Annotated in this window: 13 protein-coding genes and 1 tRNA gene; 6 read left to right on the forward strand and 8 right to left on the reverse strand. The window is 71.0% G+C overall.

What is annotated here, in order from left to right:
- Nucleotides 1-35 precede the first annotated feature (35 nt).
- Both RJQ01_RS02600 and RJQ01_RS02605 read left to right on the forward strand, forming a co-directional pair.
- The gene (locus RJQ01_RS02600; RefSeq protein ID WP_350475149.1) at nucleotides 36-1541 is read left to right on the forward strand and encodes a sensor histidine kinase; all 1506 of its coding nucleotides are present in this window, start codon (nucleotides 36-38) and stop codon (nucleotides 1539-1541) included.
- On the forward strand, nucleotides 1538-2209 hold the full coding sequence (locus tag RJQ01_RS02605) for a response regulator transcription factor (protein ID WP_350475151.1): 672 nt from the start codon (nucleotides 1538-1540) through the stop codon (nucleotides 2207-2209). The genes RJQ01_RS02600 and RJQ01_RS02605 overlap by 4 nt, the downstream gene beginning before the upstream one ends.
- A 14-nt stretch (nucleotides 2210-2223) precedes the next feature.
- Here the strand turns inward: RJQ01_RS02605 and RJQ01_RS02610 are convergent, their stop codons facing one another.
- Together RJQ01_RS02610 and RJQ01_RS02615 are read right to left on the reverse strand one after the other, a co-directional pair.
- Nucleotides 2224-2625: a hypothetical protein gene (locus RJQ01_RS02610; RefSeq protein WP_350475152.1), complete on the reverse strand. Its 402-nt coding sequence runs from the start codon at nucleotides 2623-2625 to the stop codon at nucleotides 2224-2226.
- Nucleotides 2626-2708: 83 nt separating this feature from the next.
- Nucleotides 2709-3941, reverse strand: coding sequence for a phosphotransferase family protein (locus RJQ01_RS02615; RefSeq protein WP_350475153.1), 1233 nt, complete (start codon nucleotides 3939-3941; stop codon nucleotides 2709-2711).
- Between the two features lie 290 nt (nucleotides 3942-4231).
- Here RJQ01_RS02615 and RJQ01_RS02620 point away from each other — a divergent pair, with 290 nt between their 5' ends.
- Entirely contained in the window at nucleotides 4232-4483 is a 252-nt protein-coding gene (locus RJQ01_RS02620) for a hypothetical protein (RefSeq protein WP_350475154.1), read from the forward strand.
- A 36-nt stretch (nucleotides 4484-4519) separates the two neighbouring features.
- Here the strand turns inward: RJQ01_RS02620 and RJQ01_RS02625 are convergent, their stop codons facing one another.
- Nucleotides 4520-5749 (reverse strand): glycoside hydrolase family 3 N-terminal domain-containing protein, encoded by a 1230-nt coding sequence (locus tag RJQ01_RS02625; RefSeq protein ID WP_350475155.1) that lies wholly within the window; start codon nucleotides 5747-5749, stop codon nucleotides 4520-4522.
- A gap of 41 nt (nucleotides 5750-5790) precedes the next feature.
- Here RJQ01_RS02625 and RJQ01_RS02630 point away from each other — a divergent pair, with 41 nt between their 5' ends.
- Nucleotides 5791-6621, forward strand: a complete 831-nt coding sequence (locus RJQ01_RS02630) for a UbiA family prenyltransferase (RefSeq protein WP_350475156.1) — start codon at nucleotides 5791-5793, stop codon at nucleotides 6619-6621.
- Here the strand turns inward: RJQ01_RS02630 and RJQ01_RS02635 are convergent.
- Nucleotides 6604-7980 (reverse strand): MFS transporter, encoded by a 1377-nt coding sequence (locus RJQ01_RS02635; protein WP_350475157.1) that lies wholly within the window; start codon nucleotides 7978-7980, stop codon nucleotides 6604-6606. The two genes, RJQ01_RS02630 and RJQ01_RS02635, sit on opposite strands and share 18 nt — an antisense overlap.
- A 110-nt stretch (nucleotides 7981-8090) precedes the next feature.
- On the opposite strand from RJQ01_RS02635, the gene RJQ01_RS02640 reads away from it, so the two are divergent.
- On the forward strand, nucleotides 8091-8456 hold the full coding sequence (locus tag RJQ01_RS02640) for a rhodanese-like domain-containing protein (protein ID WP_350475158.1): 366 nt from the start codon (nucleotides 8091-8093) through the stop codon (nucleotides 8454-8456).
- A gap of 19 nt (nucleotides 8457-8475) precedes the next feature.
- On the opposite strand, the gene RJQ01_RS02645 is transcribed toward RJQ01_RS02640, so the two are convergent.
- The 4 genes from RJQ01_RS02645 to RJQ01_RS02660 form a co-directional block, all read right to left on the reverse strand.
- The gene (locus RJQ01_RS02645) at nucleotides 8476-9549 is read right to left on the reverse strand and encodes an LLM class flavin-dependent oxidoreductase (protein WP_350475159.1); all 1074 of its coding nucleotides are present in this window, start codon (nucleotides 9547-9549) and stop codon (nucleotides 8476-8478) included.
- Between the two features lie 98 nt (nucleotides 9550-9647).
- Nucleotides 9648-10316, reverse strand: a complete 669-nt coding sequence (pdxH, locus tag RJQ01_RS02650) for a pyridoxamine 5'-phosphate oxidase (RefSeq protein ID WP_350475160.1) — start codon at nucleotides 10314-10316, stop codon at nucleotides 9648-9650.
- 4 nt (nucleotides 10317-10320) lie between these two features.
- On the reverse strand, nucleotides 10321-12978 hold the full coding sequence (locus RJQ01_RS02655) for a cation-translocating P-type ATPase (RefSeq protein WP_350475161.1): 2658 nt from the start codon (nucleotides 12976-12978) through the stop codon (nucleotides 10321-10323).
- 71 nt (nucleotides 12979-13049) lie between these two features.
- Nucleotides 13050-13125 (reverse strand) — tRNA-Ala (locus RJQ01_RS02660).
- 55 nt (nucleotides 13126-13180) lie between these two features.
- Here RJQ01_RS02660 and RJQ01_RS02665 point away from each other — a divergent pair.
- A complete protein-coding gene (locus RJQ01_RS02665) occupies nucleotides 13181-13801 on the forward strand; it encodes an antibiotic biosynthesis monooxygenase (protein ID WP_350475162.1) in 621 nt (206 codons plus the stop codon).
- Nucleotides 13802-13813: the final 12 nt, after the last annotated feature.

The following is a 13813-nucleotide window of genomic DNA, read 5'->3' on the forward strand; positions in this document are numbered from 1 at the left end:
GGCCTTCTCGCCTGTGCCGCGCCGATAATGGGATGATGCGCTCGCCCCTTCTCCGCGTCTCGGTGCGCTCGCGCATTCTCGCCGTGATCCTGGTGGTGACGGCGCTCGGCATGACGGTCGCCGGCCTGACTGCCTACCTCGTGCAACGCGACAGGGTGCTGGCGAGCATCGACACCGAGCTCATCTCCTCGGTGGAAGCGGCCCGAGCGATCGTGACGGGCGAGACTACGGCGAACGAAGGATCAACGACCGCCGCCCCCGAGGCCGAGCCTGCCGGCTTCGCGACGGTCGAAGAAGCACTCTCGGCGATCATGTCTCGGCTCGTGCCCGGGCGCAACGAGAGCAGCGTGGCGCTCATCGACGGCGAGGCGCGCCTGATCCCGGGCACCCGCATCGCCTTCCACTTGGAGGATGATCCGGCCTTCATCGACCGCGCCTGGCAGGAGGCCAGCGGCGGCGTCGTCACGCTCGGCACCGCCGTGACGCAGGTCGGCACCCTGCGCTACATCGCCGCGCCGGTGTCGGTCGCCGACGATGACCAGGTGGGCGTCTACGTGACCGCAGTGGATGCTCAGGCGGCGGTGGACGAGGTCGGCGGGGCCTTCCTGACCTACGCGGGGCTCGCGCTGCTCTCGCTCGCGGCAATCGGAGTGGCCGGGTGGTTCGTCGCCGGCCGGCTTCTCTCCCCCCTGCGGGATCTCACCGAAACGGCGTCGCGCATCACTGCTGCAGAGCTGAGCGAGCGGATTCCGGTTCACGGCAACGATGACGTGTCGGCTCTCACCGAGACCGTGAATGCCATGCTCGAGCGCCTCGACGAGTCGTTGACCGCGCAACGGCAGCTGCTCGACGACGTGCGGCACGAGCTCAAGACCCCCCTGACGATCGTGCGCGGCCATCTCGAGCTCATGGATCCGCGCAACCCTGCCGATGTCGACTCGGCTCGCCAGATCGCGATCGACGAGCTCGACCGCATGAGCGAGCTCGTCGACGACATCGACGCGCTCGCCCGCGCTGAGCGGGCGCAGCTGCTCACCGAGCCGACGGATGTCGCCGACTTCACGGCTCTCGTCTTCAGCAAGGCCAGCGCGATGAGCGGCCACGACTGGCAGCTCGCCGAGAGCGCAGAGGCGATCGCCCCGCTCTCTCCGTCGCGACTCACCCAGGCGTGGCTGCAGCTCGCCGACAACGCGGCCAAGTACTCACCGCCGAGCTCGACGATCCGCCTCGGGAGCACGGCGTACGCCACCGCGGTCGAATTCTGGGTAGCGGACGAGGGCCCGGGCATTCCGGAAGGAGCGGAGGAGCGCATCTTCGAGCGCTTCGGCCGCGCCGATACCGGACGCGGCATCGCCGGCTCGGGGCTCGGCCTGCCGATCGTCGCCGCGATCGCCCGCGCTCACGGCGGCTATGTGACGCTCGACAGCTCAGGGGCCGGCGCACGATTCGGCATCGTCCTGCCGACGGGGGCCGAGCAGGACGCCCCTCCTCCGCCCGCGGCCGGTTTCGGTGGCGCCGAACCTGCGAGGAGTGACACGTGAGCAGCATTCTGGTCGTGGAGGATGAGTCTCGCATCTCCACCTTCGTGGAGAAGGGGCTCACCGCCGCCGGCTACGTCACCACCGTCGTCACGGACGGTCAGAGCGCGCTCGACTACCTCGCGACCGGGTCTTTCGACCTCGTGCTGCTCGACGTCGGCCTGCCCGGCGTCGACGGCTTCGAGGTGCTGCGGCGCTTCCGCGCCGGAGGGGCGACCACGCCCGTCATCATGCTCACCGCCCGCACCAGTGTCGACGACACCGTGACCGGCCTCGACGGCGGCGCGAGTGACTACCTGCCGAAGCCCTTCAAGTTCGACGAGCTGCTCGCGCGCATTCGCGTGCGGCTGCGCGAGGCGGACCAGCAGGGCACCGCGGATACCGTGCTGCGTCACGGTGACCTCGCCCTCGACCTGCGCGCTCGGCGCATCACCGTCGAGGGCACCGCGCTCGATCTCTCCGCGCGCGAATTCGCTCTCGCCGAGCAGTTTCTGCGCCACCCCGACCAAGTGCTGTCGCGCGAGCAACTGCTCAGCCGCGTGTGGGGCTTCGACTTCGACCCGGGCTCGAACGTCGTCGACGTCTACGTGCGATACCTGCGCGCGAAGATCGGTGCACACCGCATCGAGACGGTGCGCGGCATGGGGTATCGCCTGGCCTCTGCGCCCTAGCGGAACCGCCGCACTCAGTCGTCCGAGCCTGCCGAGGCGGGACTCTCGACCGACGGCGGGGTGTCGACCGAGGCTGGGCTGGCGGGCGGTGCGGGAGCAACCGGCTGCGGCGCGGGCGCCGGCGCCACCGCCGGAGCTGACCGCGGGCTCGGCGTGGGAGCATCAGGCGCGGTGGCCGCAGCCGGGGCTGGCACGCTCGCGCCCGCGCTGCCCACCCCCTTGACCTCTTCGAGCGAGACGCTCGAGATCGGAGGCACGGCGGCCTCCGTCGTCGAGTCCACCAGCGGCATGGCCCCTGCCAGAGACGCGGCGCTCGCGGCGACGAGGCCGAGTCCCAACGCGGAGGCGGCGCCGACAGACAGCCACCCGTGCGCGGTGCCTCGGGCGCGGGGCGCGCGAGCCGACGATGAGGTCATGATTCCAGTATCAGCCCTGCGGCGCGAAGCGTGGGTGAGACCTCTCTCATGGACTCCACCCCGTGAGGGCGGCGACCGCGCTGCTACCAGACGGACGTCGTAAGCGGCCTCTCGTCGGCGGTCACGACACGCTCTGCCCGCTCGAGCAGCAGCTGTGCATCCTCCGACCCCGCTGCGGAGCGCGCGAGCGCGTGGCCCAGCAGCTGGGTTCCGGCGATCGCGTGCGCACGGTCGGCGAAACCCGAATCCCGAGAGCCGAACCAGCGGCGGCGCCAGCCGTCGGCTAGAGACGAGCTGCGGCGCGCGCGCACGGTGGCCGCGGTGCCGCCATCGTGGACGACAGTCGCAATGAGGTGGGCGTAGAGCGCTGCGGCGTCGTCGGCGGGATCGCCCCACCCTGAGGTGTCGATATCGAGTACGCCCGTGACGCTGCTGGGCTCGCTCGGGTCGACGAGCAGCTGCGCGAGATGCAGGTCACCGTGCACCGTGCGCGAGGGGGGCGGTTCACCCCCCGCGCGATAGCGGGCGCCGATCGCCCGCGCGGTGCGCTCGATACGCGCATCGTGGTCGGGCAGCTGGTCGAGAAGGCGCTCCTCGTACCAGTCGAGGCGTCGCACGAGCGAGGCCCGCGCGGGGGCCTCAGACGGCACAGAGGCGATCTGCACGACGAGACGCTCGAGCTCGTCGAGCAGCGCCCGCTGGTCGGTCGCCCGGTCAAGGACGCTGATGAGCTCGGCGCCCGCGAGGGCCTCGAGAGCCACGAGCCCCTCCTCGCTCCAGCCGAGCACCGTCGGCACGGGCACCCCGTGCTGGCGCCACTGAGTGTGCTTGCGCTGCAGCGGCTCCGCGGTCGAGGGGCGGACCACCTTGAGGAAGTACGCCGTGCCCGACGTGTCGACCCGCACGACCGCGCGCTTGCCGGGGCGGTACGCGGCGAGAGAGACCTTGAGGTCGTCGACGGGCAGACCGAGGCGGCCCAGCACGACGCCGGCGGCTTCGGCGTAGACCGCCGTTCTCAGCGCCGGCAGTGCAGGGTCGGCGGGGTACACCCAGACATCCACGCGCTCGCCCGTGCCGGGCTGCGTGAGCGTGAGCACCCCTGGTCGGGTCGTATCGGGTGGCGAGGTCTCGACGAACACGGTGTGGTCGGCCGTCTTCCCTTCGGCGTCCGTGAGCGAGACGCGGTACCCGTGGGTGAAGCCCTGACCGGTCGGCTCCACCTGCAGCGCCGTGACCTCTCCGAGCGTCGAGCCGAGAGACGACGCGACAGCCGTGAGCACGTCATGGTGCGGGAGAGGGCGGGCCGTCGTCGACATTGCTCACATTCTGTCGGATGACACGCCCCGTGGGGCAATCCGCCGCACGGGGTTGAGGTGCCAACGCACACCATTTCTCGAGATCCTCTCACCTTCCCCCCGTTGTGGGGGTGGCCCTGCCATGGATCGCCGCACGAGAGAGGCGTAGGGTGAACGCATCGTGTCCCCCTTTTGGCGGACACAGCGATCCCGCTCCCTCTCCCCGACACCCGACCCACCCCGGCGCCCGACCCACGGGTTGCCTGCACCATCCGAATGGGTTCCTTCACCCGAAAGGAAGGCCCGTCATCATGCCCGCACTTCTCGTCACCGCCGTGACCCTCATCCTCGTCGGCGCGATCGTCGTCTCCCTCGAGCGGCATCGCCACCTCACGCCCATCACGGCAGCACTCACGGGGCTTGCGACGCTCGCCGTCGTCGGCGGTGCGATCCTCGTGACCTTCTCGGCAGCCTCGCCCGCTCTCGCCGGCGAGTTCGCGCCGCGCGGCGTCGACGACAACTCCCTCGAGCGCGTTGACGCGCTGCAGCTGCCGACCCTGTAGCGCGCCGCCCCGTCGGCGCGCCTCCGTCCGCGGCCGCTAGTCCTGGCCGCGAGGCGATTCTCCCCAGCACTTCGGGCCGCAATCCCGATACGGCCCCGCCTCCCCCGACGCGGCACGTCGCGTGCCGATGAGCCGCCGCACGGAGTCGTCGACCGAGGTCTCGGAGACAGCGCCCTCCTCGACGGCGGCGACAAGGGCATCCAGCAGCGATGCCGGGTCGATGCCGACCGATCGGGGATCGCCGGGCAGCACGTAGAGCAGCAGGTCATTGCCGGCGGCGAGCGCGCGCACGGCATTGCGCTCCGGGTCCGCGTACTCGGCAATTCCCGAGCGCTGCAGCATGAGCATGTCGTCAGTCACGACGATGCCCTCGAAGCCGAGCTCGCCGCGCAGAATCGCGATCCACTCGCTCGACAGCGTCGCCGGCACAGCGCTGATGCGGTCAAACTGCAGGTGACCGGTCATGACGAGCGGGGCGCCCGCCTCGATGCCGGCCAGAAACGGCACAGCGTGGGTGCGACGCCACTCCTCGATGCTGATGCTCGAGCGAGGCACGCTGACGTGCGAGTCGTCGGGACTCGCCCCGTGCCCGGGGAAGTGCTTGAGAGTGGAGAGCGCGGCTCCGCTCTCTCCGCGCACCGCGGCCGCCACGCGCTCGGCGCTCGCCGTCGGCGACTCGCCGAGCGTGCGGGGGCCGATGAAGCTCGAGCGATCCGGCGTGACGTCGGCCACGATGCCGAAGTTGATGAGCACGCCGGCCCGGTCGACGAGCTCCGCCCTCTCACGGAAGGCGGCCTCCGCCGCGGACGGCGGCGCCGACCAGAGCGCACGGCCCGCAGGAGCGGAGTCGGCCAGGAGGCGACGCACAACGCCGCCCTCCTGATCGATCGCGGTCAGGATCGGCAGTCCCGGTTCAGCGTGCAGCGCGCTCGTGAGACGCGCGACCGTCTCGGCCGAGCCGCCGATATTGTCGCCCATGAGGATCACGCCGCCGAAGCCGTGCCGCTGGACGACGTCGCGGATGGGGCCGGGCTCGGTGCCGGGCACATGGATCATCACCTGTGACGCGAGCTTCTCCCGCAGGTCCATCGCCGCGAGCCGCTGGTCGACGTAGAGCTGGGCAGGGTCGAGCAAGGGCGGCGCACCCGCTGCCCGAGACTCGGGGGCGCGCGGCGCGACGTCGTAGGAGACGCACCCTGCGACCGCGAGCACGGCGATGGCGGTCACGGCGACGAGCGCGCGCGGTGGCCTCGGGCGTCGTCGCATCCTCCGATGGTAGCCCGGGCCTGTCGGCATACCATGGCCGCATGCTCTCTCGCGCGCGCGCCCTGCTCGGTGCCGCGCATCCGGGGCCGACCGTCGTCGTGACGGCCGTGTCGGTCGCTCTCGGCGCAGTCACCGGCCTGGCCCCCGATCGCGTGCTGGTGATCGGCGCGGTGATCCTCGCCAACCAGGTGTCGGTCGCCTGGTCGAACGACGCTCTCGATGCGGAGCGTGATCGCGACGCCGCTCGCTCCGACAAGCCGACCGTGCGCGGCGAGATCTCACCTCGCGCGCTGCTCGCGTGGGCGACGTCGAGCGCCGCCGTCTCGATCGTGCTCTCGTTGCTGCTGGGCCCGCCCGCCGCGCTCGCCCACCTGGTCTTCCTCGCCGCGGGCTGGGCCTACAACGCGGGTCTGAAGCGCACGTTCTGGGCAAGCGCCTGCTACGTGGTCGGCTTCGGCAGCCTGCCGCTCATCGTGACGCTCGCTCGCGAGCCCGCTCAGCCTGCCGCGTGGTGGGCGATCGGCATCGGCGGGATGCTCGGCCTCGCCGCCCACGTCGCGAACGTGCTGCCCGACCTGGCCGACGACGCCCGGCACGGCATCCGCTCGCTGCCGCACGCGATCGGTGCTCGCGCGTCGGGTGTCGTGGCGCTGCTCGCGCTCGCCGCCGCGGTAGGGCTGGGCGCACTGGGGCCGCCAACCCTCTCCCCCTTCGGCGTCGCAGGCCTGGCCGCCTCGGCGGCGCTCCTCATCGCGGGTCTGGTCGTCGTGGCTCGCGCACCTGCCTCCCGCGCGCTGTTCCGCATCATCATGGCGTCAGCCGTGACCGCGGTCGTGACGCTCGCGGGCGCGGGGTCAGCGATTCTCGGCTGACACCTTCTCCTCCGTCGGTACGGTCTCGTTGCGGATACCGATCGCGGAGGTGATGGCTCCTGCCGCGAGCAGTGCGGCGCACAGGATGAGGGCGCGGTCGAACCATGCGCCGTCCACTTCGGTGCCGATGACGAGGCCGAGCACGGCGATGGCGATGAGCCCGGCGACGCGCGAGACGGCGTTGTTGGTGGCGGACGCGATGCCCGACTGCCGCGGGTCGATCGCGCCGAGGATCGCCGAGGTGAGCGGCGCAATGGTCATGGTGAGTCCGAAGCCGAAGAGCAGAACCCCGGGCAGCGCTTGCGTGAGGAAGTCGAAGGGCTCGTCGATCGCGAGCATGAGCAGGAATCCGACGGAGGCGAGCGCCGGCCCACCCGCCATGAACCATCTCGGGCCGTAGCGCCCGGCGAGTGTGCCGAACCAGGAGGAGAGCGCGATGTTGAAGATCGTGACGGGCAGCAGCACGAGGCCCGCGAGGGTGGCCGAGAGGCCGAGGCCCTGCTGTAGGTAGATGACGATGACGAGCGAGCCGACCGAGAGGGCCGCGTAGATGGTCACGGTGGCGAGGTTGCCGACGGCGAAGTTGCGTGAGCGGAAGAGCCCGAGGGGCAGCATGGGATGCGCGGCTGTGCGCTCGCGCGCCAAGAAGGCCGCGAGGCTCACCACGCCGATGACGAGCGGGACGAGCACGATCGGATCGCCCCAGCCGTAGTTGGCCTGCTCGATGAGCGCGAAGACCACGCCACCGAGCCCCACGGCGCCGAGGATGGCGCCGATGTAGTCGATGGGCACGCGCGTCTCGGCGGGTTCATTGCGCATCGGGAGCATGAGAACGAGGGTGACGGCGATGGGGATGACGTTGATGACGAACACCCACCGCCAGCTCGCGAGGTCGGTGAGCACGCCGCCGATGAGGGGCCCGGCCAGAAACGCCGCTGAGGTCCACGCCGTCCAGATGCCGATCGCCTTCGCCTGCGTGGCGCCCCGGTGGGTGCTCATGATGAGCGCGAGCGAGCTCGGCACGAGGAGCGCGCCCGCCACGCCCTGCGCAGCGCGCGCGACGATGAGCAGCTCGGCGGTCGGCGCCAGGCCGCACGCGATCGAGGTCACTCCGAAGCCGATGAGGCCGATGCGCAGGATGGCGACCCGCCCGAAGAGGTCGCTGAGCGAGCCGGCGAGCAGGATGAGGGCGCCGAGCGTGATGAGGTAGGCGTCGACGACCCACTGCTGCACGGGGAGCCCCCCACCGAGCTCGTCGGTGATGGCGGGAAGCGCCACGTTGATGACGGTGCCGTCGAGGAAAGCAACGAAGGCGGCAAGGATGGCGACCGCGAGCGCGCGGCGATTGAGGGGGTTCACGCTGTTGAGTCAATCACGGGCGAAGTGCCAGCAGAAGCGTCGATGCTTGATACCCCAGGGGGTATAGTGGGTACCCGAACAGTTGACCCCCTCGAAACGGAGCCCCTGACATGCGACGCACCTTCGGCGCCCTCGCCCTCACCCTGACCCTCGCCTTCGGCCTTGCGGCGTGCGCGCCGAGCACCGAGCCGATCGCCGTCGACGAGGGCACCGTGCTGCTCGACGTGCGCACGCCGGGCGAGTTCGCCACCGGCCACCTCGAGGGCGCGCTCCTGGTCGACGTGCAGGCCGCCGACTTCGACGCACGCGTCGCCGAGCTCGACCCCGATGCCGCGTATGTCGTCTACTGCCGCAGTGGCAACCGCTCGGGTCAGGCCATCGCGCGCATGGAGGCGCTCGGCTTCACGAACCTCACCAACGGCGGCAGCGTCGAGAGCGCGTCTGCGGCCACGGGCATCCCGATCGTCACCGGCTGAGGGGCAGTTCCGCTCGCGATCAGGCGGGCACGGCGGATGCCTGGGCCACGAGCTCGCGCACGCGCGGCACGACCTGCGTGCCGTAGAGCTCGATCGCGTGCAGGAGCTTGTCGTGGCTCATCGGGCCCGTGCTGTACTTCATGTCGAAGCGCTGCACGCCCAGGCCCGTGACGGTCGCGGCGATCTTGCGCGCCACCGTTTCGGGCGACCCGACGTAGAGCGAGCCGTGGGCGATCTCCGAGTCGAACTGCGCCCGCGAAGTGGGCCCCCAGCCGCGCTCGCGGCCGATGCGCGAGTACATGACCTCGTAGTGCGGCCACAGCTCCTCGGCGGCCTGCTCGTCGGTGTCGGCGACGTAGCCGGGCGAGTGCACGCCGATGGGCTGCATCGGCTGCTCGAGCTGCGAGAGGGCGCGGTGGTAGAGGTCGACGTAGGGGGCGAAGCGCGCGGGCTCGCCACCGATGATCGCGAGCATGAGCGGGAAGCCGTAGCGCGCGGCGCGCACGACCGACTCGGGGCTGCCGCCGACGCCGACCCAGGTGCGAATGCTGCCGCTCTCCGTCGTCGGGTACACCTGCACGCCGTTCAGCGGCGGGCGGATGGTGCCCTCCCAGGTGACGGGCTGCTCTTTCTGCACCTCGGCGTAGAGGTTGAGCTTCTCCTCGAACAGCACTTCGTAGTCCTGGAGTGCGAGCCCGAAGAGCGGGAAAGACTCGGTGAACGACCCGCGCCCCATGATGATCTCGGCCCGCCCGTTCGAGACGGCGTCCAGGGTCGCGAAGCGCTGGTGCACGCGGATCGGGTCGTCAGAGCTGAGCACGGTCACCGCGGTGCCGAGCTTGATGCGCTCGGTGCGCGCGGCGATCGCGGTGAGCACGATGTCGGGGGCGGAGACGGCGAAGTCGTCACGGTGGTGCTCGCCGATGCCGAAGAAGTCGACGCCGACCGCATCCGCGAGAACACCCTCTTCAACGACGTCGCGGATCACCTGCGGGTAGCTGATGTACTCGCCGGCGGCGTCCTTGCTGCGGTCGCCGAAGGTCTCGAGTCCAAACTCGAGGGCGGTTCCGGGGTTCGTGTCGTGGCTGCTCATGCTCGTGTCATCCATCCCGAGCGGTCGACCGCTCATTTCTATTCAAACGCATTGATATCACGAACGCGGAGAGCACCACGGCTATTCCCGCGCGCCCGTCACGGCTGCAGGCGCCCGAGCTCCCACTCACCGCTCGCCCCGCGCGAGAACACGAGCCTGTCGTGCAGCCGCGAGGTGCGGCCCTGCCAGAACTCGACGCGGTGCGGCACGATGCGGAAGCCACCCCAGCGCTCCGGCCTGGGCACCGACGACGCACCCTCGAACCGCTCCTCCGCCTCCCGCACCTTGCGTTCCAGCCCCGCGCGACCATCGATCGGCTGCGACTGGTCGCTCGCCCACGCCGCCACCTGCGCACCACGGGGACGGTTCGCGAAGTAGTCGTCGCTCGCCTCCTGCTCCACGGGTCGCGCCTCGCCGTAGAGCATGACCTGCCGGTGCAGCGAGTACCACGGGAACACCGCCGAGATGCCCGGGTTCGCCAGCAGCGCCCGGCCCTTGCGCGAGGTGTAGTCGGTGTAGAACTCGAACCCGCGCTCGTCGACGCCTCGCAGCAGCACCGTGCGCACCGACGGTGCGCCATCCGGATCAATCGTGCCGACGACCATCGCGTTCGGTTCGTAGACCTCGCGCTCGGCCGCCTCGGCGAGCCACGCGCGAAACTGCGTCACCGGGTCGGCGGCCGCATCGACCTCCTCGAGCTTCTCGACCCCGTAGTCGGTGTGCGTGCGCAGGGCGGCGATGAGATCGGGCTCAGTGTTCTCGCTCATGCGGTCAGCGTAGGCGGCGCCGGCCGAGAAGTCTCCTCACCAGCTTGTCGAGTTCGACGATGACGAGCACGCTCGAGGCTGCCAGTGCGCACCCCGCCCACTCGGCGAGGGTCAGCGGCACGAGGCCGAGCACAGCCGCCGCGGGGCCCCACGTCATGACGAGCGCCTGCAGGCCGAGCGCACCGAGCGCCGTGGCGATGAGGAAGGGGTTGCTGACCGGGCTCACCGTGAACAGGGAGCGGTGCTCGGTGCGGGCGCTGCCCGACTGGAAGAAGCTCATGATGACGAAGAGGGTGAGCACGAGGGTGCGCGCGTGGTCGAGCGCGTAGCCGCTGTTCAGCGCCCAGGCGAAGGCGAGCAGCAGCACGGCGGCCATCCAGATCGCGGTGACGACCGTGCGCCCCCACAGCGCCCTCGAGAGGATGCCCTCGCTCGACGGTCGCGGAGGCCGCCGCAGCTCGTCGCCCTCCTCGGGCTCGAACGCGAGAGCGACGTCCTGCAAGCCGCTCGTGACGACGTTCAGCCACAGCACCTGGATGGGGAGGAACAGCAGAGGCTGGTCGAGGAACACGCTCACGGCGACGGCGAGCATGATGCCGAAGCCCGTAGAGAGGAGGAAGAAAGTGGCCTTGCGGATCGCCGCGAACGTCACGCGACCCTGCCGCACGGCCTCGACGATCGTCGCGAAGCGGTCGTCGGTGAGCACGACGTCGGAGGCCTCACGGGCGACGTCGGTACCCGCACGGCCCATCGCGACGCCGATGGCCGCCGCCTTGAGGGCAGGAGCGTCGTTGACGCCGTCGCCCGTGACGGCGACCGTGTGGCCGAGCTGCTGCAACGCACGCACGATACGCAGCTTGTCGGTGGGCGAGACGCGCGCCGCGACCGTGACCGTGCGCAGGCGCTCGCGCAGGGCGTCGTCGTCGAGGTCGCCCACCTCCACCCCCGTGATGACGCCGCCGTCGACGGCGATGCCGAGCCGGTCGGCGATCGTGGTCGCGGTGAGCGGGTGGTCGCCCGTGATCATCATGACTCGCAGGCCCGCGGCGCGACACTGCTCGATCGACGAGCGCGCCTCCGGCCGGGGTGGATCGGTCATGGCAATGAGACCGAGCAGCTCGAGCTCGCTCGGGTGCGGCAGCTCGGGCCCGTGCGGCGCGCTCTCGGGCGACTCGCCGCTCGGGTACCGGCGCCGGGCGAGCGCGAGCACGCGGTACCCCTCGCGGGCAAGCTCGGCGCCCCCCTCGAGCACGCGCTCGCACGCTGCCGCGAACGGCACGTCTGCGCCCGCGACGCTCGAGCACATGGCGAGGACCAGCTCGGGGGCTCCCTTGACGTGCAGCACGAGGCCGCCCGGCTCGTCCCGCAGGGACTGCGCGTAGCGGTTCTGCGGCTCGTAGGGCAGGTGGGCGAGCTGCTCGGGCAGCTCGTCGTCGGCGCCGACGACGCCCGCATCGCGCGCGGCGACGGCGAGCGCCACATCGACCGTGTCGCCGAGGAAGCCCGCCTCGCTGTCGGCGTTCGCATGGCGTTCGTTGACGAGCGCCGCCGTGCGCAGTGCTGCTCGAGCGGTCTCGTCGAGCTCGCGCGGAGCATCCACGATGTCGGTGCAGCCACGCGCCGTCCACAGTCGCTCGGCCGTCAGGCGGTTCTGGGTGAGCGTGCCCGTCTTGTCGCTCGCGATGACCGTCGTCGAGCCGAGGGTCTCCACCGCCGGCAGGGTGCGCACGATCGCGTTGCGGGCGGCCATGCGCCGCACACCGATCGCGAGCGCGATCGTGAGCACCACGGGCAGGGCTTCGGGAATCGTCGCGACGGCCATGGAGACGGCGGAGAGGAAGATCTCCTCGAGCTCCTCGCCGAGGAGCGCGCCGGCGACGAAGACGACCGCGGCCACGAAGCCGACGAACAGGCCGATGCGCCGCTCGAGGCGGCGGATGATGAGCTGCAGGGGCGTGGGGTCGGGGGCTCCCTGCACGAGCTCGTTGATAACGCCGAGCTCGGTGTCGGCGCCGATCGCGACGACGACGCCGTGCGCCCGGCCGGAGGTGGCGAAGGTGCCGCTGAAGAGCATGCTCGTGCGGTCGGCGACCTCGGTGTGCTCGGCGACCGGGTCGGCGGTCTTGTGCACGGATTCCGACTCGCCCGTGAGCATGGACTCGTCGACGAGCAGGGCGTGCGCGTCGAGCAGCCGCAGGTCGGCGGGCACGCGTTCGCCGCTCTCGAGGGCGACGGCGTCGCCGGGCACGAGCTCGGTGGCGCTCACACTGCGCACGTGGCCGTCGCGCACGACCCGAGCGGCGGGCACGGTGAGCGAGGCGAGGGCGCGCATCTCGCGGTCGGCCCGCAGCTCCTGCCAGAAGCCGATCGTGGCGTTGAGCACGAGAACGATGAGGATCGCGATCGAATCGATGTAGTCCTGCAGCAGCAGCGTCACCGCCGCGGCGACGATGAGGATCGCGATGAGCGGCGAGCGGAACTGCCGCAGCACGATCTTCCACGTCGGGTCGGGGGGCCGCGCGGTGAGCGCGTTGGGCCCGAACCGCTGCTGTCGCTCGGCCGCGTCAGCCGTCGTCAGCCCGCGCGGGCTCGACGCGAGCTCGTCGAGCACCGCGGCCGCGTCGCGCGCGTGCCACGGGGTCGACACTCCTGACGATGCCATCGCACCCAGGCTAGGGACGCAGCCGGGCTGGCTCCAGGGGCGAAGGTCCCCGAGGTGAACGATGACGATGGTGGTGGACCTGAGGGGACTCGAACCCCTGACCCCCTGCATGCCATGCAGGTGCGCTACCAACTGCGCCACAGGCCCGTGGCGAACCCGGCTCTCGCCGGGGACAACTCGACAAGAGTAGTACACGCACCCGATGCCCACCAATTCACGCGAGCCGGGCATCCGGCGCCTCGCCACGGTGTTGGATGGGGAGATGACCGCGACCCCCGTGACCGTCTCGATCACCCGCTCCGTTCCCCCCGAGCGCGCCCGCGAGTTCGCCGCGTGGGCGCGCGCCGGCGAGAACCTCATGAGCCAGTTCGCCGGCTACCTGGGCTCCGGATGGGTGCGCCCCGACCCCGCGTCGCCCGAGTGGCACATGCTGCTGCGCTTCGCCGACGAGCCGAGCCTGCGCGCGTGGGAGAACTCGAGCGAACGCGCGTGGTGGGTCGGCACCGTCAACGAGCTCGCCGCGAGCAAACGCGTCGAGGAGCGCACCGGTATCGAGGGCTGGTTCGACGAGCCGAGCCGCGTCGACGTCATCACTCCCCCGCCGCCCGCACCACCCCGGTGGAAGCAGATGATCTCCATCATCCTCGTCTTCTACCCGCTGAGCCTCGGCACCAACGCGCTGCTCGACCCGTTCACCGAGGGCTGGCCGCTCGTGCTGCGCGTGCTGCTGCTCGTGCTCATCGTCTCGCCGATCATGACCTACCTCGCGCTGCCGTTCGTCACGCGCACGCTGCGGCCGTGGCTGATGAGGGGGCGCCTCTAGGCGCCGTCAGAC

The sequence above is a fragment of the Microcella sp. genome (assembly GCF_040286215.1).
Classification (GTDB): Bacteria; Actinomycetota; Actinomycetes; order Actinomycetales; family Microbacteriaceae; genus Microcella.

Bases quoted from the DNA above. Each gene is read 5' to 3' on its own strand.
- RJQ01_RS02600 (WP_350475149.1), top strand. From the start codon at position 36: ATGCGCTCGCCCCTTCTCCGCGTCTCGGTGCGCTCGCGCATTCTCGCC.
- RJQ01_RS02610 (WP_350475152.1), bottom strand. From the start codon at position 2,625: ATGACCTCATCGTCGGCTCGCGCGCCCCGCGCCCGAGGCACCGCGCAC.
- RJQ01_RS02615 (WP_350475153.1), bottom strand. From the start codon at position 3,941: ATGTCGACGACGGCCCGCCCTCTCCCGCACCATGACGTGCTCACGGCT.
- RJQ01_RS02620 (WP_350475154.1), top strand. From the start codon at position 4,232: ATGCCCGCACTTCTCGTCACCGCCGTGACCCTCATCCTCGTCGGCGCG.
- RJQ01_RS02625 (WP_350475155.1), bottom strand. From the start codon at position 5,749: ATGCGACGACGCCCGAGGCCACCGCGCGCGCTCGTCGCCGTGACCGCC.
- RJQ01_RS02630 (WP_350475156.1), top strand. From the start codon at position 5,791: ATGCTCTCTCGCGCGCGCGCCCTGCTCGGTGCCGCGCATCCGGGGCCG.
- RJQ01_RS02640 (WP_350475158.1), top strand. From the start codon at position 8,091: ATGCGACGCACCTTCGGCGCCCTCGCCCTCACCCTGACCCTCGCCTTC.
- RJQ01_RS02645 (WP_350475159.1), bottom strand. From the start codon at position 9,549: ATGAGCAGCCACGACACGAACCCCGGAACCGCCCTCGAGTTTGGACTC.
- pdxH (WP_350475160.1), bottom strand. From the start codon at position 10,316: ATGAGCGAGAACACTGAGCCCGATCTCATCGCCGCCCTGCGCACGCAC.
- RJQ01_RS02655 (WP_350475161.1), bottom strand. From the start codon at position 12,978: ATGGCATCGTCAGGAGTGTCGACCCCGTGGCACGCGCGCGACGCGGCC.
- RJQ01_RS02665 (WP_350475162.1), top strand. From the start codon at position 13,181: ATGCCCACCAATTCACGCGAGCCGGGCATCCGGCGCCTCGCCACGGTG.